This is a genomic window from Jutongia huaianensis (genome assembly GCF_014384985.1).
GTDB classification, from domain to species: Bacteria; Bacillota; Clostridia; order Lachnospirales; family Lachnospiraceae; genus Jutongia; species Jutongia huaianensis.
This window is the reverse complement of the sequence record NZ_JACRSX010000001.1, coordinates 330,917-350,479: the sequence shown is the minus strand read 5'-3', so window position 1 is coordinate 350,479 and position 19,563 is coordinate 330,917. Positions and strand designations below refer to the sequence as shown.

The 19,563-nt window shown below is 44.8% G+C and carries 21 protein-coding genes and 1 riboswitch; of the genes, 15 read left to right on the top strand and 6 right to left on the bottom strand.

The window, feature by feature from the left end; genetic code table 11:
- Positions 1–13 precede the first annotated feature (13 nt).
- The 5 genes from H8704_RS01520 to spoVAC all read left to right on the top strand — a co-directional run bounded on the left by H8704_RS01520 (position 14) and on the right by spoVAC (position 2,575).
- A complete protein-coding gene (locus H8704_RS01520; protein ID WP_022463442.1) occupies positions 14–802 on the top strand; it encodes a sigma-70 family RNA polymerase sigma factor in 789 nt (262 codons plus the stop codon).
- Between the two features lie 78 nt (positions 803–880).
- On the top strand, positions 881–1,060 hold the full coding sequence (locus H8704_RS01515) for a hypothetical protein (protein ID WP_147354567.1): 180 nt from the start codon (positions 881–883) through the stop codon (positions 1,058–1,060).
- Entirely contained in the window at positions 1,020–1,643 is a 624-nt protein-coding gene (locus tag H8704_RS01510; protein WP_118679162.1) for a stage V sporulation protein AA, read from the top strand. Before H8704_RS01515 ends, H8704_RS01510 begins: the two co-directional genes overlap by 41 nt.
- Positions 1,640–2,062, top strand: a complete 423-nt coding sequence (locus H8704_RS01505) for a stage V sporulation protein AB (RefSeq protein WP_118679160.1) — start codon at positions 1,640–1,642, stop codon at positions 2,060–2,062. Before H8704_RS01510 ends, H8704_RS01505 begins: the two co-directional genes overlap by 4 nt.
- An 18-nt stretch (positions 2,063–2,080) precedes the next feature.
- Positions 2,081–2,575, top strand: a complete 495-nt coding sequence (gene spoVAC / locus H8704_RS01500) for a stage V sporulation protein AC (RefSeq protein WP_022463438.1) — start codon at positions 2,081–2,083, stop codon at positions 2,573–2,575.
- A gap of 31 nt (positions 2,576–2,606) precedes the next feature.
- On the opposite strand, the gene H8704_RS14175 is transcribed toward spoVAC, so the two are convergent.
- Positions 2,607–2,801 carry an aminotransferase class III-fold pyridoxal phosphate-dependent enzyme gene (locus tag H8704_RS14175; protein WP_330605795.1) on the bottom strand — a complete coding sequence of 65 codons (195 nt, stop codon included), beginning with the start codon at positions 2,799–2,801 and terminating at the stop codon, positions 2,607–2,609.
- A complete protein-coding gene (locus H8704_RS01495) occupies positions 2,770–3,228 on the bottom strand; it encodes an aminotransferase class III-fold pyridoxal phosphate-dependent enzyme (RefSeq protein ID WP_330605794.1) in 459 nt (152 codons plus the stop codon). Before H8704_RS01495 ends, H8704_RS14175 begins: the two co-directional genes overlap by 32 nt.
- Positions 3,229–3,677: 449 nt before the next feature.
- Between H8704_RS01495 and bsh the strand changes: the two genes are divergently transcribed.
- The 8 genes from bsh (at position 3,678) to H8704_RS01460 (ending at position 12,166) form a co-directional block, all read left to right on the top strand.
- Entirely contained in the window at positions 3,678–4,652 is a 975-nt protein-coding gene (gene bsh / locus H8704_RS01490) for a choloylglycine hydrolase (protein ID WP_249297015.1), read from the top strand.
- 180 nt (positions 4,653–4,832) lie between these two features.
- Positions 4,833–5,132 carry a hypothetical protein gene (locus H8704_RS01485; RefSeq protein ID WP_249297014.1) on the top strand — a complete coding sequence of 100 codons (300 nt, stop codon included), beginning with the start codon at positions 4,833–4,835 and terminating at the stop codon, positions 5,130–5,132.
- Between the two features lie 382 nt (positions 5,133–5,514).
- The gene (gene cas9 / locus H8704_RS14480) at positions 5,515–8,571 is read left to right on the top strand and encodes a type II CRISPR RNA-guided endonuclease Cas9 (RefSeq protein WP_408611182.1); all 3,057 of its coding nucleotides are present in this window, start codon (positions 5,515–5,517) and stop codon (positions 8,569–8,571) included.
- Between the two features lie 158 nt (positions 8,572–8,729).
- Positions 8,730–9,095, top strand: a complete 366-nt coding sequence (locus tag H8704_RS01480; RefSeq protein WP_249297101.1) for a WYL domain-containing protein — start codon at positions 8,730–8,732, stop codon at positions 9,093–9,095.
- A 249-nt stretch (positions 9,096–9,344) separates the two neighbouring features.
- Complete coding sequence (gene thiS, locus H8704_RS01475) at positions 9,345–9,545, top strand: sulfur carrier protein ThiS (RefSeq protein ID WP_249297013.1); 201 nt, start codon at positions 9,345–9,347, stop codon at positions 9,543–9,545.
- Positions 9,542–10,312, top strand: a complete 771-nt coding sequence (locus H8704_RS01470) for a thiazole synthase (RefSeq protein WP_249297012.1) — start codon at positions 9,542–9,544, stop codon at positions 10,310–10,312. Before thiS ends, H8704_RS01470 begins: the two co-directional genes overlap by 4 nt.
- Positions 10,313–10,350: 38 nt before the next feature.
- Positions 10,351–11,601 carry a 2-iminoacetate synthase ThiH gene (gene thiH, locus H8704_RS01465; protein ID WP_022464640.1) on the top strand — a complete coding sequence of 417 codons (1,251 nt, stop codon included), beginning with the start codon at positions 10,351–10,353 and terminating at the stop codon, positions 11,599–11,601.
- Positions 11,594–12,166: a thiamine phosphate synthase gene (locus H8704_RS01460; RefSeq protein WP_249297011.1), complete on the top strand. Its 573-nt coding sequence runs from the start codon at positions 11,594–11,596 to the stop codon at positions 12,164–12,166. Before thiH ends, H8704_RS01460 begins: the two co-directional genes overlap by 8 nt.
- 15 nt (positions 12,167–12,181) lie before the next feature.
- Here the strand turns inward: H8704_RS01460 and H8704_RS01455 are convergent, their stop codons facing one another.
- The 3 genes from H8704_RS01455 to dapA are packed head-to-tail and all read right to left on the bottom strand — an operon-like array spanning position 12,182 to position 14,855.
- On the bottom strand, positions 12,182–12,439 hold the full coding sequence (locus H8704_RS01455; RefSeq protein ID WP_249297010.1) for a DUF6171 family protein: 258 nt from the start codon (positions 12,437–12,439) through the stop codon (positions 12,182–12,184).
- Positions 12,429–13,949: an alpha-N-arabinofuranosidase gene (locus H8704_RS01450; RefSeq protein WP_249297009.1), complete on the bottom strand. Its 1,521-nt coding sequence runs from the start codon at positions 13,947–13,949 to the stop codon at positions 12,429–12,431. The genes H8704_RS01455 and H8704_RS01450 overlap by 11 nt, the downstream gene beginning before the upstream one ends.
- Positions 13,950–13,970: 21 nt before the next feature.
- A complete protein-coding gene (dapA, locus tag H8704_RS01445) occupies positions 13,971–14,855 on the bottom strand; it encodes a 4-hydroxy-tetrahydrodipicolinate synthase (protein WP_249297008.1) in 885 nt (294 codons plus the stop codon).
- Positions 14,856–14,978: 123 nt separating this feature from the next.
- Positions 14,979–15,153, bottom strand: a riboswitch (Lysine riboswitch).
- A 125-nt stretch (positions 15,154–15,278) separates the two neighbouring features.
- On the opposite strand from dapA, the gene H8704_RS01440 reads away from it, so the two are divergent.
- A complete protein-coding gene (locus H8704_RS01440) occupies positions 15,279–17,603 on the top strand; it encodes a transglycosylase domain-containing protein (RefSeq protein WP_249297007.1) in 2,325 nt (774 codons plus the stop codon).
- A 16-nt stretch (positions 17,604–17,619) separates the two neighbouring features.
- Here H8704_RS01440 and H8704_RS01435 read toward each other — a convergent pair whose 3' ends face one another.
- Positions 17,620–18,501, bottom strand: a complete 882-nt coding sequence (locus H8704_RS01435) for a DUF3881 family protein (RefSeq protein WP_249297006.1) — start codon at positions 18,499–18,501, stop codon at positions 17,620–17,622.
- 172 nt (positions 18,502–18,673) lie between these two features.
- On the opposite strand from H8704_RS01435, the gene H8704_RS01430 reads away from it, so the two are divergent.
- Complete coding sequence (locus H8704_RS01430; protein ID WP_249297005.1) at positions 18,674–19,546, top strand: DegV family protein; 873 nt, start codon at positions 18,674–18,676, stop codon at positions 19,544–19,546.
- The last annotated feature ends 17 nt before the right edge of the window (positions 19,547–19,563 follow it).

Here is a 19,563-nt window from a genome sequence, read left to right as displayed (position 1 = left end):
TGGAGGGTATCAAATGGATGCGATGGAATTATTAAAAAAAGCCCGTGCCGGCGATCGTCATGCAAGAGACCAAATGGTGGAGGAAAATGTAGGGCTTGTCTGGAATATCGTGAAACGATTTAATGGAAGAGGATATGATCCGGAGGATCTGTTTCAGATCGGTTGTATCGGACTGATCAAGGCAATCGATCATTTTAACCTGGAATTCGACGTAAAGTTTAGTACATATGCTGTTCCGATGATCATGGGGGAGATCAAGCGGTTTATGCGGGATGACGGAATGATCAAGATCAGCCGTACCATGAAGGAAAACGGTTGGAAGGTAAAGCTGGCAGCGCAGCGGCTGGGGCAGGAGCTGGGGCGTCAGGCAACGGTGGATGAGATTGCGGCGGCAACAGAGCTGGAACCGGAAGAAATTGCTGTAGCGATCGAGGCAAACCGCGATGTGGACTCCATATACCGGCCGGTATATCAGCCGGAGGGCAAGGAGATTTATCTGATCGATCAGGTGGTGGCAGGTGAAAATGCCAGTGTCGGTTATGTGTCCCGGACTGCAGTGGTACGGGGAAACTCCGGGGAAGCTGACTCCGGGGTGGATGCCGAAAAAGAAAAGGTGATCAATCATGTCCTTTTGGAGCAGCTTCTGGGCACACTGGAAGAGAAGGAACGCAGGCTGATCACACTGCGTTATTATGAGGATAAGACACAGACCCAGGTGGCAGCGGAGCTGGGGATCAGTCAGGTTCAGGTCAGCCGCCTTGAAAAAAAGATATTGTTACGGCTGCGGCAGGAGGTGCGGTAGATGTAATTTGAAATAAAGATGTATAAAATTTCCATACGCAGGGAACAATTTACTGAAAAGAGAAAGGGGAAATGCACCATGAAGAAGAAAAAAATGTGGTTTTATGTATTGGTGATCGGTGTTATGACCTTGAGTACTGTCTGTTATATTGCGATCATGCGTAATGCGAAAACAACTTATGCCAACGGCAAATTTGTAGAGCAGGAGGGGATTGACAATGAAGTCCGATATTATTTATTTAAAACTGGAACAGAATAGTCAGGTATCCCACAAAAAGGTTCTGCTTGAGGATGTGGCGGAGATTTTTACCGCAGACAATACGCTGCAAAAAGAGGTTGGAAAGCTGGTACTTTATACATTTCAGCAGGAAAAGGAACAAAAGCTCGTTTTCTCTGCCATGAAGGTGATTGCCCTGCTGCAGAAGCAGCGGCCGGAACTGCAGGTAGTAAATATCGGTGAAACGGATTTTATTGTAGAGTTTAAGGACACTCCCAAACCATCAAAATTAATAGAAGTATGCAAGGCAGTGCTGGTGAGTCTGATCATATTTTTTGGGGCGGGCTTTACCATTATGACATTTAATACGGATGTCAGTGTGGGAGATGTTTTTTCGCTGTTTTATAAGCTGGTCATGGGAACGGAGCAGACCAAAGGAAGCATCATGGAAATCACTTACTGTATTGGAATCGCCATAGGGATCCTGGGTTTTTATAATCATTTTTCTGCCCGGAATGAGAGGGATGATCCGACACCTCTTCATTTGGAAATGAGAAATTATGAGCAGGAAATGAATAATGCCATGATCAAAAATGCATCGAGAGAAGGAAAGGAGATCTCATGATCTGGAAACAGGTTCTTTTGGGGGTGATCGGATTTGCAGGTGGGATCAGTGTTGCCGGCGGTGTGTTTGCGTTTATTTCTATTTTGGAGATGCTGCCAAGACTGGCAAGTAAACTTCATATGGCGAATCGGGTGTATCATCTGGAAAACTGCATTTTCTGGGGAGGATTGACCGGAGCGGTATTGACGGTATTTGAAATATCCGTTCCGTTTGGAAGTGCAATGCTGGCAGTATTTGGATTATTTACCGGAATCTTTGTGGGATGTCTGGCAATGGCACTGGCGGAGACATTAAAGGTGATCCCGGTGCTGGTACAGAGAGTGAAGCTTGCCACAGGACTGCCCTTTGTAATATTGGCAATGGCACTGGGAAAAGCAGTAGCGTGTTTTTATCAGTTGTATTTCCGGATGCAGCATTAGAAGAATGGAGGAAAGCATATGAATCAGAAAAATAGTCCTCAGATTGAGGAAGTTTTGCAGGAAAAGGACAGCGAAAAACAGAAAGAAAAATATAATGAATATGTCAGTAACATCACGCCGAAAAGCAATCGTTTCTTAAACTGTGCAAAAGCGTTTCTGGTAGGAGGTACAATCTGTCTGCTGGGGGAGGGCTTTAACAGCTTCTATCAGTACCTTGGAAATGATAAGGAACTGGCAGGACTTTACACGACATTATCATTAATTCTGCTGAGTATCATCCTGACCGGTCTTAATATTTATCAGAAGCTGGGGCAGTTTGGCGGAGCCGGAAGTATCGTTCCGATTACGGGATTTGCCAATTCGGTGGTATCCCCGGCAATTGAATTCCAGGCAGAGGGACAGGTCTTCGGCATTGGCTGCAAGATTTTTACAATTGCCGGACCGGTGATCTTGTATGGGATATTCTGCAGCTGGGTTGTAGGAGTGATCTACTGGCTGGGGAGTATTATGTAAGGATAGAAGATTAAGAAACCCATGCCGTTTGTTACCGGCACAGGTTTCTTCTTTTTCGGATAATATAATACATTTCATTTTCCATTGCCATCACCTTTTCCAGAGTAACGCCTTCGTATTCACAACGCCACATAGTACCGGTACGGCCCATGCCGGTCTGAATCTCATCGAAGATCAGTGCCACACCTGTCTCATCACAGATCTTGCGAACCTCTGTCAGATCCATCCGGAGGAATGATCACACCGGCCTCACCTTGAATTGGCTCCAGGATCACACCGGCAACCTTCTCGCCGACTGCCTGGAGATTCTCGATCGCCTTGCGGATATCCTCGGCAATACCATACTGTACATACTGTACCTGCTGAACCATTGGAATATATGGGGGACGATATGTACTCTTACCACCCATAGAGATGGCACCCATTGATTTACCGTGGAAAGCACCAACTGTAGAAATGCACCATCTGCTGCCGGTAGCAATACGGGCAAGCTTTAAGGACATTTCAACAGCCTCGGCCCCACCGTTTGTGAAGAAGCAGTACTGCAGGTCTCCCGGTGTGATATCTGCAACAGCTTTTGCAAGATAACCACGGAGCGGATCAAGAAGCTCTTGTGAATGAAGTGCCTGATGATCAAGCTGTGCCTTTACCACATCCAGGATCTCCGGATTTCTGTTCCATAATAAATTCCTCCTTTTTGGAAAAAATAAAGACGTATCCGCTGAAATCAGTTCGTCACTTCAAGGGGTGAAATACGAATGAACTTCAGCAAATACGTCTTTGTATTTTATAAGGCGGAAAATGGCATGATCTGCAAAAAACGATGTGAAAATAATGACGTCCGGTCGATAAGATAATGCAGTTGGATCAAGACGGGCGGTGCTTGAAAGGTGTGGTGAATAATGGAAAAAAATCAGTTTTTAGTATATAATGATCTGATCAATCATCTTTATGATTGTACTACCATAGAGGAATTGGAAACAGAATTTATGTTATGCTAAAATCAGCGAAAACAGATTGATGACAGAAATGATTTACTGATTAAAAAAACAGATTGATGATAGAAAATTTTGATGAAATATTTATGATTGGAGGAAAAAATATGTGTACAGCAGCAACTTACCGGACAAAGGATTTTTATATTGGAAGAACTTTGGATTATGAATTTTCTTATGGGGATGAGATTACGATAACCCCGCGTCATTATCCGTTTCCGTTCCGTCATATGGGAATGCGGGAGAGTCATTATGCCATGATCGGAATGGCACATGTGGCAGCAGATTATCCACTATATTATGATGCGGTTAATGAAAAGGGCATTGGAATGGCCGGCTTAAATTTCGTTGGAAATGCAGCATATCAGTCCGTAAAACCGGACAGAGAAAACGTGGCACAGTTTGAATTTATTCCATGGGTATTATCCCAGTGTGCTTCTATGACAGAAGTGCGGGAGTTATTATCCCGTATGAATCTCACCGGAACACCGTTTAGCGAACAACTACCGGCTGCCGGGCTTCATTGGATCATTGCCGATGCCAGTGACTGCATTACCGTAGAATCCATGGCAGACGGTCTCCGGATTCATGACAATCCGGTGGGAATCCTGACGAACAATCCGCCATTTGAGACGCAGATGTTCCAGCTCAGTAATTATATGAGCCTGTCCCCGAAGCAGCCACAGAATACATTTGCTCCGGAGCTGTCCCTTGGCACTTACAGCCGTGGCATGGGCACCATAGGACTGCCGGGAGATCTCTCCTCTGCTTCCCGGTTTGTGCGGGCTGCTTTCGTAAAAGCAAATTCCATTTCCGGTGACAGTGAAGCAGAAAGTGTCAGTCAGTTTTTCCATATCCTGGGATCTGTAGACCAGCCGAGAGGCTGCTGTGATGTGGGAGAGGGAAAGTATGAGATTACGTTGTATACCTCCTGCTGTAATGCAACCAGAGGAATCTATTATTACACGACTTATGAAAATCATCAGATCACGGCGGTGGATATGCACCGGGTGGAGTTGGATGGAAGGGAATTGATCCGATATGAAGTGATTCAGGGAGAGCAGATCCGGTGGGAGAATTAATAGGAAACATATGGCAGAAAATATGTTCGGAAGAAGAGAAAATCTATGCGAATGGGCAAAGTACAGGGATTTTCTCTTCTTTATTTTTTCGTTTGTAGTACTGTTTAATGGACTATGTGTGTGATATAATGGAAATACAGTTGGAGAAATAGCAAACGCATTACAGAAGGGAAAATTATTATGGATGATTGCATGGACTTTGATGGAAATGGAACAGTAGATCCGGCAGAAGAGTTTTGGGGAGAGGAGATGCTTTGTGGCAGCAGGGAGGAACACAATGCTCTTTTTGGCGATGACGGAGACTTTGGTGGAATTGAATGGGAGGATCATGATGATTTCGACGAAGATTCGGAGGAGGACAGCGATTTTGAGTTAGAATCGGCCGGACTTTTCCGGGAGGATTTAGAGTTTATGGACGAGGATGAAAGGAGAGAGGTGCTGGAAGAGGCTGGACTGGATCCGGAGGAGTTTGAGTTTTGATGGTGGGAGTGAGAGTGGTGGATAGCAGCCAATGATACATTTTCATTGGCTGAATCATTTACAAGGAGTAGGATTGCTGGAAGAAAACATGAAGGATATAATGATAGTTTCCTGTACAAACTTTTGGACTATAGAAGTGATAGAATTAATTTTTGAGAAAAAATAATTGATATAGAATTTTAGATTTGGTATAATGAATTTACTTTCTTATAACATATATAATCGGGATAAAAAAATAAGCCATAATGGCTTATTTAAATAAATGCACACACTGTGCAACCGATATACGGCGATTTCGTTGCGATAACGTTATTTGAACTCGCAGTGTTAATCCATAGGGGATTGACATTGTTAGAATAGCACATATGAAGGAGAATGTCAAATGAAAAAAAGAACAATTGAGGAATATTATTTAGGACTTGATATTGGAACAAATTCTGTGGGATATGCAGTTACTGATCCGCAGTATAAAATTTTAAAATACCACGGAGAGCCAATGTGGGGATCGCATGTATTTGAGGAAGGCAGCCAGTGTGCGGAAAGACGCGGATTTAGAACGGCCAGAAGGAGATTGAACAGACGACAGCAGAGAGTACGTTTTGTTCAGGAAATATTTGCCCACGAGATTGAAAAAGTTGATAGCAGATTTTTTCTTCGCATAAAGGAAAGTGCTCTGTATCGTGAAGATGCAAACGGGAATGATCCATTTATATTGTTTAATGACAACGGATACACTGACAAAGAATATTATTTAAAATATCCAACGATACATCATCTTATCATGGATCTGATTGATGACGAAAATCCACACGATGTCCGATTGGTTTATCTTGCTGTGGCATGGCTTGTTGCACACAGAGGTCATTTTTTGAGTGATGTTGAAAAAACAAATGTAGAAAAGGTATTAGATTTTTCAACTTCGTATAATGCATTTAAGGAGATGTATCATAGTATTGGGCAGGACATACCTTGGGTTGATGAGGAGGAAACATTTAAAAATATTTTATTAAAAAAATGTGGGGTAAAGGATAAAGAAAAAGCATTTAAAGATGAATTGTTTAAAAATAATTCTAATAAAAAGACTTCTGAAGGAACAGAAGAGAATGATAAATTGGGAACAAATTCGGTCATCACTTTGCTTTCCGGAGGAACGGTTACAGCGGACAAACTTTTTGTGCAGGCTGAATTTCAGGATAAAATTAGTATTAGCTTTAAAAAGAATGAAGATGAGTTTGAACAAATTTTAACAGAATTAGACGAATATGCGGAATATTTGTTAAAGATCAGAGCTGTATATGACTGGGCTGTATTATACGAGGCATCACAGGGACAGGTCTATATTTCAAAGGCCAAAATAGAAGTGTATGAACAGCATAAAAAAGATTTAGCGGGACTCAAAGCATTTATAAGAAAATATTGCCCGGATAAATACAATGAAATTTTCCGTGATGCAGGCGATAACAATTATGTGGCGTATTCGTATAATTTTAATTCTCTGAATCTTGATGAGGGGGAAAAACGACCGAAGAGAAAAGCTTCGCAAGAAGATTTTTGCACTTATATACGAAAAATTGTAAAGGATATTAAGTGTGAAATGGAAGATAAAGAATTTTATGAGGATATGGGGAAGCGCTTGGAACTTGGAACATTCATGCCAAAACAGGTTAATACGGACAATCGTGTGATTCCGTATCAGTTATATTATTTTGAGCTTGCTCGACTTTTAGAAAAAGTATCGTCATATCTTCCATTTATCAATGAAAAGGATAGTGAAGGATATATCACGAAGGAAAAACTGCTCTCTATTATGGAGTTTCGTATCCCTTATTATGTAGGACCGTTACATAGAGATCATAAAGAGGATAATTCATTTGCCTGGATTAAGAGAAAGGCCCAAGGACGTATTTATCCATGGAATTATGAAGAAAAAATTGATCTTGATGCAAGTGAACAGGCCTTTATTGACAAAATGACAAATCAGTGTAGTTACCTGCCGGGAGAGGATGTGTTGCCGAAATATTCTCTATTATACTGCAAGTATGAGGTGTTAAATGAAATTAACAATATTAAAATAAATGGTCAAAGAATCACAGTAGATTGTAAAAAAGAAATATTCGGTCTTTTTAAAAGGAATAAAAAAGTTACCGTTAAGAGGATTAGAGATTTTTTGGTCAGCAATAACTATATGAGTGATTCAGATGAGATAACGGGGCTTGATATTTCTGTAAAATCATCTTTGAAGTCATATCATGATTTTCGAAGAATGTTGGAAAATAAAACTGTCAATGAGGAGGATGTGGAGAAAATCATTAAACGTCTTACTTATACGGAAGACAAAAAAAGAATTAATAAATATTTAGAAGAAAATTATCCTAATATTTCAGAGGAAGATAGACGTTATATTTCAAAATTGAAATATAAGGATTTTGGAAGATTATCGGAAAAATTTTTGACGGGGATTAAGGGGGTTGTAAAGGAAACGGGAGAAATTTTAAGCGTCATACAGATTATGTGGGAAACAAATGACAACTTAATGCAGATTATTTTTTCTGATCACTATACGATTAGGGATGTGCTTGAAAGGGAAAGGGAAGATTATTATAGTGAACATCCGGCAAGTGTGGAACAGATATTATCGGATATGTATGTTTCGAATGCAGTGAAACGCCCGATTTATAGAACATTGGATATTATAGGTGATGTTACAAAAGCATGTCAGAATGCACCACGGAAGATATTTGTCGAGATGGCACGCGGGGGTGGTGAAAAGGGAAAAAGAACAGTTTCACGCCGTGATAAAATTAAGGAATTGTATAAGCATATGGACAAACAGGAGGTAAGAGAAATATCAAAAGAAATCTCCGAACTTCTTGGCGAGTTGGATAAAAAGACAGACAATGAGCTGCAGAGTGAAGTATTGTTCTTATATTTTATGCAATTAGGAATATGTATGTATTCGGGAGATCCGATTGACATTACCAAACTGAAATCAGATGCATATGTCAATGTTGACCATATTTATCCTCAGGCGTATGTGAAAGATGACAGCTTGAATAATAAAGTATTGGTGAAATCGAAACTAAATGGGGAAAAGTCAGATAATTATCCAATAAACAAGGATATCCGGGATAAAATGTCATCAATTTGGAAGCACTATAGAAAAGAGGGGTTAATCTCTGAGGAAAAATATAACCGCTTAACAAGAAAAACACCATTTACAGATGAGGAAAAACAAGGTTTTGTGAATCGTCAGTTAGTAGAAACAAGACAATCCACAAAGGCTGTGGCTGAAATTTTGAAAACGATGTTTCCGGAAACGGAGGTTGTATATGTAAAAGCAGGGTTGCAGGAGTATTTTTTCGATCTCTGTTTGAGAGCAGTGTTAATCCATAGGGGATTGAAACTGGTACCCTTGTCCATTTCCTGTCTCCTGGTTTGAGAGCAGTGTTAATCCATAGGGGATTGAAACTGGTTTATTGCGATCCTTCCGTGATTTAAGTTTGAGAGCAGTGTTAATCCATAGGGGATTGAAACTTTCCTTACCTGATCGGTTATGACAGTTCGTCGCAAAAGATTAAGCATTTCCGTGTGGATAAGATGCGGAATATCCGGATGATGGAACAAAAGCGGGAGGGAGAAAACGTATTTCGTCAGGTGGATGTTTCAAAATATACCAATATGCATTTTGGAATGTTTAGTGGTCAGGAGCAGACGGTAGAGCTTTTATGCCAGAATCAATCGATAGGAATTATTATGGATCGTTTTGGTACAGAAACACGGCTCTGCAAGGTGGATGAGGAACATTTTCGGGCGACAATTAATGTGGTTGTCAGCAATAATTTTTTGGGGTGGCTGATCGGACTTGGAGACGATATCAAAATTGTCGGACCGGAGAATGTATTGCAAATGATGCAGGAAAGAGTGCAGTCATTAATGGAGATGTACGGAAAGGAACCCTCATAAAAGATTAGAATTATTATTTGACATTTCCGGAGTCTCATGTTATCCTTTGAAACAGAGTGCTGACCGGATTTTGGTACACGAAGGGGGACACCACCGCGGGTGTCTTTCTCGTGTACCTTTTTTATGTATTAGGAAAGTGCTCGAAACGTGGTGTGATGCCAACGAGAATTGCGAAGCAATTCTTGGAGGGCAAAACGCTGGTTTTGCCCTTTTTTATTGGCGGCCTATACGACAGAAAGGAGTCCGGACATGATTAAAGTTAATGGACAGAAGTATGATTATCAGGAAAAGAAGCTGTTAGAGCTTTTGGAGGAGCAGGGACACCGGCCGGAAATGGTGGCGGTGGAGTTAAATGAGGAAATGGTTCCGAGAGAGAAGTTTCCGGAGACGGTTTTTCATGACGGAGATGTTGTTGAAATTGTGATGTTTATGGGAGGAGGAGCAAGATGAACAAGGATACATTTACATTAGGTGGCAAGGAATTTTCATCCCGTTTTATTCTGGGATCTGGAAAATATTCTATGGAGTTGATCAAGGCGGCAGTAGAGAATGCGCAGGCAGAGATCATTACGCTGGCGGTGCGCCGTACCAATACCCGGCAGAGTGAGAATATTCTCGATTATATTCCCGACAATGTGACACTGCTGCCGAATACTTCCGGGGCAAGGGATGCCAGGGAGGCAGTCCGCATTGCACGAATGGCAAGAGAGCTGGGCTGTGGTGATTTTGTAAAGATTGAGATTATGCGTGACAGCAAGTATTTACTGCCGGATAATGCAGAGACGGTCAAGGCGACAGAGCAGCTTGCCAAGGAGGGCTTTGTGGTGCTTCCGTATATGTATCCGGATCTGTATGCGGCAAGAGATCTGGTCAATGCCGGAGCTGCTGCTGTGATGCCGTTAGCTTCTCCGATCGGTTCTAACAAGGGATTGGCAACGAAGGAGTTTATTCAGATTCTGGTGGATGAGATTGATCTGCCGATCATTGTGGATGCCGGAATCGGTCGTCCGTCCCAGGCGTGCGAGTGCATGGAGATGGGAGCCGCTGCTGTGATGGCCAATACAGCGATTGCGACAGCCGGTGATGTGGCGGCAATGGCGGGGGCCTTTAAGGATGCCATCAACGCAGGCCGTGCGGCATATCTGGCAGGTCTTGGCAGAGTGCTGGAGCGGGGAGCATCCGCATCGGATCCGTTGACGGGATTTTTACGCGACTAATGTAAAGAACTTCGAATAAAGAGATGAGGAGTAACAACATGGAAAATGATTTTTTTGTGGATTCGGATAAACTGAGTGAAAAGGCTCTGGAAAAAAAGCACCGTCTGGAGAATGATCCTTCCAGCCGTACGGATCATATGGCGTATATGGAGGGGATGGAGCAGATTTCTCCGGAGATCCGGGAGAAAGTGCTTTCTCAGATGGAGAGTTATGACTATTCGAAATATACTGCGGTTGACGTGCGGCGGGCTCTGCAAAATGACCGCTGTAGTGTAGAAGATTTTAAGGCACTTCTTTCTCCGGCGGCGGAACCGTTTCTGGAGGAGATGGCAGAGAAGGCAAAGCGGGAGACAAGCAAGCATTTTGGTAACACAGTATATCTGTTTACGCCGTTATACATTGCCAATTACTGTGAAAATTATTGTATATACTGTGGATTTAATTGCTACAATGACATTAACCGAAAGCGTCTGAGCGCAGATGAGATCCGTAAGGAAATGAAGATTATTGCGGATTCCGGAATCGAAGAAATTTTGATGCTCACCGGAGAGAGTCCGGTCAAAAGCGATGTGAAATATATTGGCGAGGCCTGCAAGATGGCGAAGGAATATTTCCGAAATGTTGGTCTGGAGATCTATCCGGTGAATTCGGAGGATTACCGTTATCTTCATGAATGCGGAGCAGATTATGTGACGGTATTCCAGGAGACTTATGATAGTGATAAATATGAGACCCTTCATCTGATGGGGCACAAGAGAGTATTCCCGTACCGCTTTGAGGCGCAGGAACGTGCCCTGATGGGCGGTATGCGTGGCGTCGGTTTTTCGGCACTTCTGGGGCTGGCGGATTTTCGAAAGGATGCGCTGGCATCGGCACTTCACGTTTATTATCTTCAGAGAAAATATCCTCAGGGAGAGTTTTCTCTGTCCTGTCCGAGACTGCGGCCGATCATCAATAATGATAAGATCAATCCGCTGGATGTTCATGAGAGACAGCTTTGCCAGGTGCTTTGTGCCTATCGTATTTTCCTGCCATATGTGGGCATTACGGTGTCCTCTCGCGAGGAGAAGTCGTTTCGTGACGGTATTGCCAAGATCGCGGCAACAAAGATTTCAGCAGGGGTGTCTACCGGCATTGGTGATCACGAAGAAAAATATACAGGAGAAAGTGAGGAGGATACCGGAGACGAGCAGTTTGAGATTGCAGATGGCAGAAGCTTTGACCAGATGTATCAGGATATGGAGTCAGAAGGACTGCAGCCGGTATTAAACGATTATATTTATGTGTAAGATACCACAGATCTGTATAACAAACCGCCATCTGGTGACGGGGGATTTTCTGGAACAGCTCCGCTATGTGGCAGGGCTTCATCCGGAGAAGATTATTTTGCGGGAGAAGGATCTGCCTCAGGAGCAGTATGAGATACTGGCAGAGAAGGTGCTAAAGGTCTGCCGGCAGGAGAAAGTTTCCTGTGTACTTCATTATTATCCGGAGTCAGCAAAGAAGCTGGGGGTGCGGGCGATTCATCTGCCAATGCCCCTGCTTCGGTCTCTGGATGACCGGGACAAGGAGTACTTTGATGAGATTGGGGCATCGACACATTCAGTAGAGGAGGCAGTTGAGGCACAAAAGCTGGGAGCAACTTATATTACTGCCGGTCATGTCTTTGCCACAGATTGCAAAAAGGGGGTACCGCCCCGTGGAACATACTTTCTGCGTCAGGTATGTGAAAGTGTGAAGATTCCGGTGTATGCTCTGGGAGGCATCTGTGATGAAAACCAGCAGATGTGCATGGATGCCGGGGCAGCCGGAGTGTGCCGGATGTCGGATTTCATGAGGCGGATTGCAAAATAAACCAAAAACATGATATTACCACATCCGCTCGCCAAGCGGACAGTGATTGTCCGTGCGGAAGGCTCTTGCTTCCACGTAGCTGCCGCATTTCCGGCAGGTACCCATATGCAGCCATTTACAATCCTTGCAGACAGACAGCCGCTTCTCATAGAGAGGAGCGGCTGTTTTTTCGTGATCCGGTATCTGCTTTTGATAGGAAAGGATCTGCTGCATAGCTGTCTGGTCGGTCATCTCCCGGATCAGACAGCGGACACAGAACGGTTTAGCTGACATAACAGCAGATGCGGCATACGCTGCAGGCAGGCAGTGAGACAACCTGCAGATTGCCGTTCCAATCTTCTTCTGTTTCGAAGGCACGTACCCGATCCGGATCGTCAAAGGTATTGTATGCGCGTGCCTCGGCATGCAGCATAGCGACAGATGCTTTTCCGCAGAAGGAATATTTAATCGGCAGCTCCAGCTCCACAGAGAGAGAATCTGTCAATGAGGTGTTTGACAGTGTGATGGTCAGAAGTTTCTGACCGTTCTGCTCTGTGACAGATACGGACTCCGACAAGGCGGGGATTGAGATATCGTTATATGATATGACCGGTTCATTGATCCTATTTGCTGCGTCTGCGGCATAACTTTCCACCAGAGTAGCATCCTGATGCTCTTTATACATCTGGAATACATCGTAGGTCGGTGTTTTTAGGATCTTGGTATCCTCGGTCAGGATCATTGCCTGCAGGACATTGACGACTTGGGCGATATTTGCCATGGCGATACGGTCACTGTGCTTGTTAAAAATATTCAGAGAGGCGGCAGTGACAATGGCATCCCGCATGGTGTTCTGCTGATATAGAAATCCCGGATTGGTGCCCGGTTCCACATCGTACCAGGTACCCCATTCATCCACAAGCAGGTCAATATCATGGTTCGGGTCGTATTCATCCATGATCGCCAGATGCTTCTCGATAATATCCTCGATATGAAGTGCCTTGGAAATAGTAATATAATATTCCTCGTCGCTAAAGTCGGTTGCACTTCCCTTATGCTCCCAGTCGCCCGGCACCGTATAGTAGTGGAGACTGATGCCGTTGGCATGCTCGTGGTCGATACGGCTCATAAGCTCCTTCGTCCAGTTGTAGTCCTCGCCGCTTGGCCCGCAGGCAACCTTGTATAATTTATTATTTCCATAGTTTTTACAGAAACACTGATACCGTTTGTACTCGTTCGCATAGAAATCCGGACTCATACTGCCGCCGCAGCCCCAGTTTTCATTGCCGATCCCGACATATTTTAAGTGCCATGGCTTTGTCCGGCCGTTTTCTTTTCGGAGATTTGTGATGGTGGAGTCTCCGTCGGCAGTCATATATTCGATCCATTCGGCAGCTTCCTGTACAGTACCGCTGCCCAGATTGACGGCAATATACGGTTCACAGTCAAGCTGATCGCACAGCTCCAGGAACTCATGTGTACCAAAGCGGTTGTCCTCCACGATGCCGCCCCAGTTGGTATTGACCATACGGCGGCGGTTCTCCTTGGGACCGATACCGTCCCGCCAGTGATATTCATCGGCAAAGCAGCCGCCCGGCCAGCGAAGAACCGGCAGATGCAGTGCCCGGAGGGCTTCCACAACGTCCTTGCGCATTCCCTTGACATTCGGAATATCAGAATCCTCGCCCACATAGATGCCGTCGTAAATACAGCGTCCCAGATGCTCGGAAAACTGTCCGTAGATTTCCGGAGCGATGTGGCTTAAGGTTTTATCCGGGTTAATATGTAATATTGTTTTTAACAAGATGAACTCCTTTCGTGACAATTAGATCAGCTTCATATCAGCCATTGCCTTGCGCAGGATCTCCTGATTCTGTGGCTCCATTTCGGTCAGAGGTGCACGGAGTGTGCCAACTTCTTTGCCCATCATGTTTAGGGCTGCCTTTACAGGGATTGGATTTACCTCACAGAACAGTGCATTGCAGAGTGGAATGCTGTCGATCTGCATCTTTGCTGCTGTCTTGACATCGCCCTTCAGATAGCTGGTAACCATGTCATGCATAAACTTCGGTGCTACGTTGGAAACAACGGAGATCACACCAACGCCGCCCAGAGAAAGGATTGGAACGACCTGATCATCATTTCCGGAGTAAAGGTCAATATTGCCGTCACACAGATTCATAATCTTTGCCACGTTGCTGAGATCGCCGGAAGCTTCCTTAACGCCAACGATATTGTCTACGTTCTTTACCAGAGATGCAATCGTGGCCGGTGCCATAGCACATCCGGTACGGCTTGGTACATTGTAGAGGATCGCCGGAATGGAAATTTCCTTTGCAATTGTCGTGTAGTGGGCGATCAGACCATTCTGGGTTGCCTTGTTATAATATGGTGTCACAAGCAGAACACCGTCTGCTCCAGCCGCCTCTGCCTCTTTGCTAAGCTGGACAGCAGTTGCTGTACAGTTGGAACCGGTACCGGCGATCACCGGGATACGTCCCTTGACACGGTCGATCGCAAAACGGATGGTATCCATATGCTCTTCCTCCGTCATGGTAGCAGACTCACCGGTTGTACCACAGATAATGATCGCATCGGTCTGTCCGGCAATCTGCTCCTCCAGAAGTTCGTCCAGTTTATCGAAATTAATCTCGTGATTTTCCTTCATTGGTGTAACTAATGCAACGCCAGCTCCTTCAAATAATGCCATAATAATGTTACCTCCTTAATAATATAAATGAATGATTCTGGAATCCGTGACGCAAAACGCAATGGATTCCTGTAAAACAGAAAAGAGACGGTGTTGCGCCGTCTCATAATATACACAGGTATAATACGTGATAGCGCTCCATCAAATTGATGACAGTCATGTCGTTATTCACGCCATGCCCAAGGAATATACTGTCAGGCAGAATATCCTTTCGGCACTGTTCCCTTTCCGCGATCCTCCTCTGTCTCCTGGAACATCAGATCGTGTACTGATGAAGAGTGCGACCTCTATCTAAGCCACAGCATACCACTATTGATATGCCTTGTCAAGCCACTGAAATAATGGTATGATGCAAGGGTTAAAGGTAGATGGCAGACAGCAGTTTTGCAAGTGTAGGCAGTCAGCTTATCAATGGAGGTTTTCATGAAGTTTGGGGAAAATGAAATATTAGAGAGGGAAAAAAGATTATTCTCCTCTGAGCATAGATTTGTCAATCGGATGCGTCTGGATGCATTGTGTTTTCAGCTGTTTCTGACGCTGGGGATCGTAGCGGTCCTGGCGGTGTGTCTGGCAGGAGCATTCCGGGGGATTGTCAACAGTGCACCGAAGGTCGGGGAAAAGCAGATCATGACCAGCTCCCGTACGACGGTTTTATATGATAAGGACGGAAATGAATTGCAGCGTCTGGACGGATCGGGCATCCGGCAGGATTATGTGAAGCTGGATCAGATATCAGTGGCGGCAAGAAACGCCTTTATTGCCGCAGATGATACGGATTATTATAAGCACCATGGCGTGGATATCCGGAGCTTTTTCTATGCGTTTTATCCGGATTCCGCTTCGGCACAGTATGCCGGCAGCAGAAGGACGCTGACCCAGACGCTGATCCGTAACCAGATTTTTGTCAATGGCAATAACGGATCGGCGATGGAGCGGATCGTGCAGAAGATTCAGGAACAGTATCTGGCATTGGAGCTGGAGGCAGAAGCCGGGAAGGATAAAATACTGGAGTATTACATGAATACGCTCTATTTTGGAGGAAACCGGATTGGAATTGGTGCGGCGGCAGAGTATTATTTTGATAAGAAGCCGCAGGATCTGACTGTTTCGGAGGCGGCGGTTCTGGCAGCACTGGCTCAGGATCCGGCTTTATATGATCCGGTCGATGAGCAGAAGGCAAATATTAACAAGAGAACGGAAATCCTGAGTGTGATGCTGAGTATGGAAACGATTTCGGAGGATGAGTACGAGGATGCTCTTGGAGACAATGTTTACATGACACTCCAGACAGCCATTCAGAAGAAAAACGGTACGACCGAGGCAAAAGATTATTATGTTTCCGCAGTAATATCACAGGTAATCTCGGATTTAAAGGAGCGCGGCGGTTACAGTGCCACGCAGGCATATCATGCGGTATATCAGGGAGGTATGAAGATTTATACCTGTCTGGACGGGGAGATACAAAAGATCTGTGAGCAGGAAGTGGAGAAGCAGCTTCGTCATGAAAAAGGAAAAAGAAAACGCCAGATCTCTCTGGTTCTGATCGATCAGTCCAATGGGAAGGTCAAGGCACTGATTGGCGGCCGGTCCGGGGAGGAGCCTCAGGCCGGAGGCAATCGTGCCATTGATTATACAAGAAATCCGGGGATGATGCTGACACCGCTGTCGGTGTGGACGCCGGCGCTGGATACGGCAGGAATGACATTGGGGACGGTACAGGATGATGTTGCCTGCAGCTACACGGAGAACGGTACGACCAAAACCACAAAGGATGAGAAGGAATATCAGGGGCTTGTGACGACGCGGGAAAGCATTCTGAAAAGTCTGCAGTCCACCGCGATCCAAACCATGGAGAATTTTGGAATACAGACAGGCTATGATTATCTGAAAAAATTTGGAATCTCCAGTCTGATTGAGAAGCAGGAGGACGTGGAAGGCAAGGTGATCGGTGATCTCTCCCTGTCCATGGCAGTGGGAGATATGGTGAATGGCGTAACCAATCTGGATCTGACAGCGGCATATGCGGCTCTGGCCAATGAAGGGAAAAGTGTCAGCCCCATCTTTTATACAAAGTTAGTGGACCGGACCGGTAATATTCTTTTTAAAAACGAGCAGAAGCAGTCGCAGATCCTGCGAAAATCCACCGCCTGGCTGATGACCAATGTATTGCGGGAATATGTTGAGAATGGGGAAGGAAAAGCTGCTGATCTGAAAATAGAAAAGCTGGCTGCGGCCGGATACGGTGGGAGTTCTGCCGGTAATAAGGATCAGTGGTTTGAGGGATATACACCGTTTTATACGGCGGGAATCTGGAGCGGATATGATGATGAAAAACGGATCGCAACCGGAATATCCTGCGAGGCTTTGTGGAAACGGATCATGACACAGGTGCATGAAGTCAAGAAGATCGAGAAGGGAAGCTTTAAGATATCGGAGGATATTGTGGCGTGCAATATCTGTACAAAATGCGGTGGCCTTGCAGTGGAGAATTTATGTGATAAGGCGCTTGGCGGCAATGCCATGCGGCGGGAATATTTTTTAAACGGGACACAGCCGGTTCAAAACTGTGATTGCCATGTAAGATACCGGGTATGCCAAAAAAGCGGCAGACTTGCCACGGAGAAGTGCCCGGAAAAACAGGTTGAAGAACGGGTCTATCTGATCAAGGAAGAAACAGGAAAAACAAAAGACAGCCCATATGTGCTGTCCTCAAAATTGAAAAACAGTAAATGCAGTCTCCACAAATAAGGAGACTGCATTTTTGTTAAATTTTCTGGAAATCTACCGCTCCCTGCATCCAGATAATACCCTTGAACCGGCGGCCGATCATAGGCTCGCCCACAAGAGAATCTTTGTTGATACCGATAGTCAGAACAATATCATTGCAGGAAATTAACAGTTGATAAATTTCCTCACCCGAATATTGATTTTTGACGCAGCTCCAATTGACAATGGTGCCGAGAATCTGATAATTATCGGATTCGGAACCGTAAGGAATAAAACTTGTCTCTACGATACTGTACAGATCCTCTGTGCGGATGCGCCGGTTGATCTGCGCTGACAGATCGATCTCATCTATGGTCAGGTTGTCGATGGCATCCTGATCTCCGGACTTTGCCATGGCAATGAGCTGGTTTCGCATTCGTGTGCGGTAAGATTTTCGCCTTTTGATCTCCTCGTTATCCTCGACCCCCAGCAGAATTTTACCCTCCAGAGCCAGTCCGGACAGATAGGTTCGGGCCTTGTGCGGGGTATTGTCGCTGCAGTCTAGCATCAGATAATCGACGGCATTCTGCAGATAAAAGATCATAGATATGCCAAGGCGGATATCGTCACACATACCGGTAAAAGCGTCAGTATCCACACGTTTATTGACGGTAATGTCAGAAACTGTGGACAGGATCGTTCCCTTCAGATATGGAAAATGATGCTCAATATGGAAAAATCCCTTTTCATCATACTCGCCCCGGACAACGATGCCGGCATGGCTGGCGAATTCTTTGGTAAATTCTGTATAAATATGATTTTTTGATAATGCAATCTTTTTGGTCTGATCCGGTTCGTTCATGATGATTCCAAGCAGCTTGTCCATGTCCTGCCTGGTATTGATATGACTAAAACCGATGGAACGTAAAAAACGATGCATTGGGATCACCCCTTTCAATAAAATATGAATCGGTATCCATTTATTCTACTACGGGATATGTGAAGAATCAAGGAAAATGTTGCTATTAAGGGGGATATCATATATAATTTAGAGAAGTATGTAGATTTTCAAAGACGTGGTGATTTAGTCGATGAAGACATGGAGGATGAATATGAGTAAAATTGCAGTAATGACAGACAGTAACAGTGGTATTACGCAGATTGAGGCAAAGGAAATGGGGATTACCGTTTTGCCGATGCCATTTATTATTGATGGGAAGACATACTATGAGGATATCAGTCTGACACAGGAGGAGTTTTATGAGAAGCTTGCGCAGAATGCGGATGTATCCACGTCGCAGCCTTCGGTGGAGGATGTATTAAAATACTGGGATAAGGCATTGGAGGATGCGGACGAACTCGTCTATATCCCAATGTCCAGCGGCTTGTCAGGTTCCTGTTCCACCGCGCAGATGCTTTCTAAGGACTATAACGGCAGAGTGCAGGTTGTAGACAACCAGCGCATTTCGGTAACGCAGCGTCAGTCGGCGATGGATGCCATGGAGCTGGCCGGTCGTGGTATGAATGCAGCTCAGATCAAGGAGCTTCTGGAGCAGGAAAAAATGCAGTCCAGTATTTACATTATGCTGGATACATTGACCTATCTGAAAAAAGGAGGCCGTATCACTCCTGCAGCGGCGGCACTGGGAACAGCACTTCGCTTAAAGCCGGTTCTGCAGATCCAGGGAGAGAAGCTGGATGCCTTTACCATTGCCCGCACCAAAAAGCAGGGTGTGGCAAAGATGATCAATGCTATGGAGACGGATATTAAGGAGCGTTTCGGTGGCATGGAAAATATGGATCATATCCATATTGAGGTGGCACACACGGCAAATGAGGAGGCTGCGAAGGAGTTTGAGGAAGAGCTTCGGGAGCATTTCGGTGTGAAGAATGAGATTATCTGTAATCCGCTTTCCTTAAGTGTATCCTGCCATATCGGGCCGGGAGCACTGGCAGTTGCATGTTCCAAGGCAATTCCGGAATAAGACAGAATGGAGGTAGA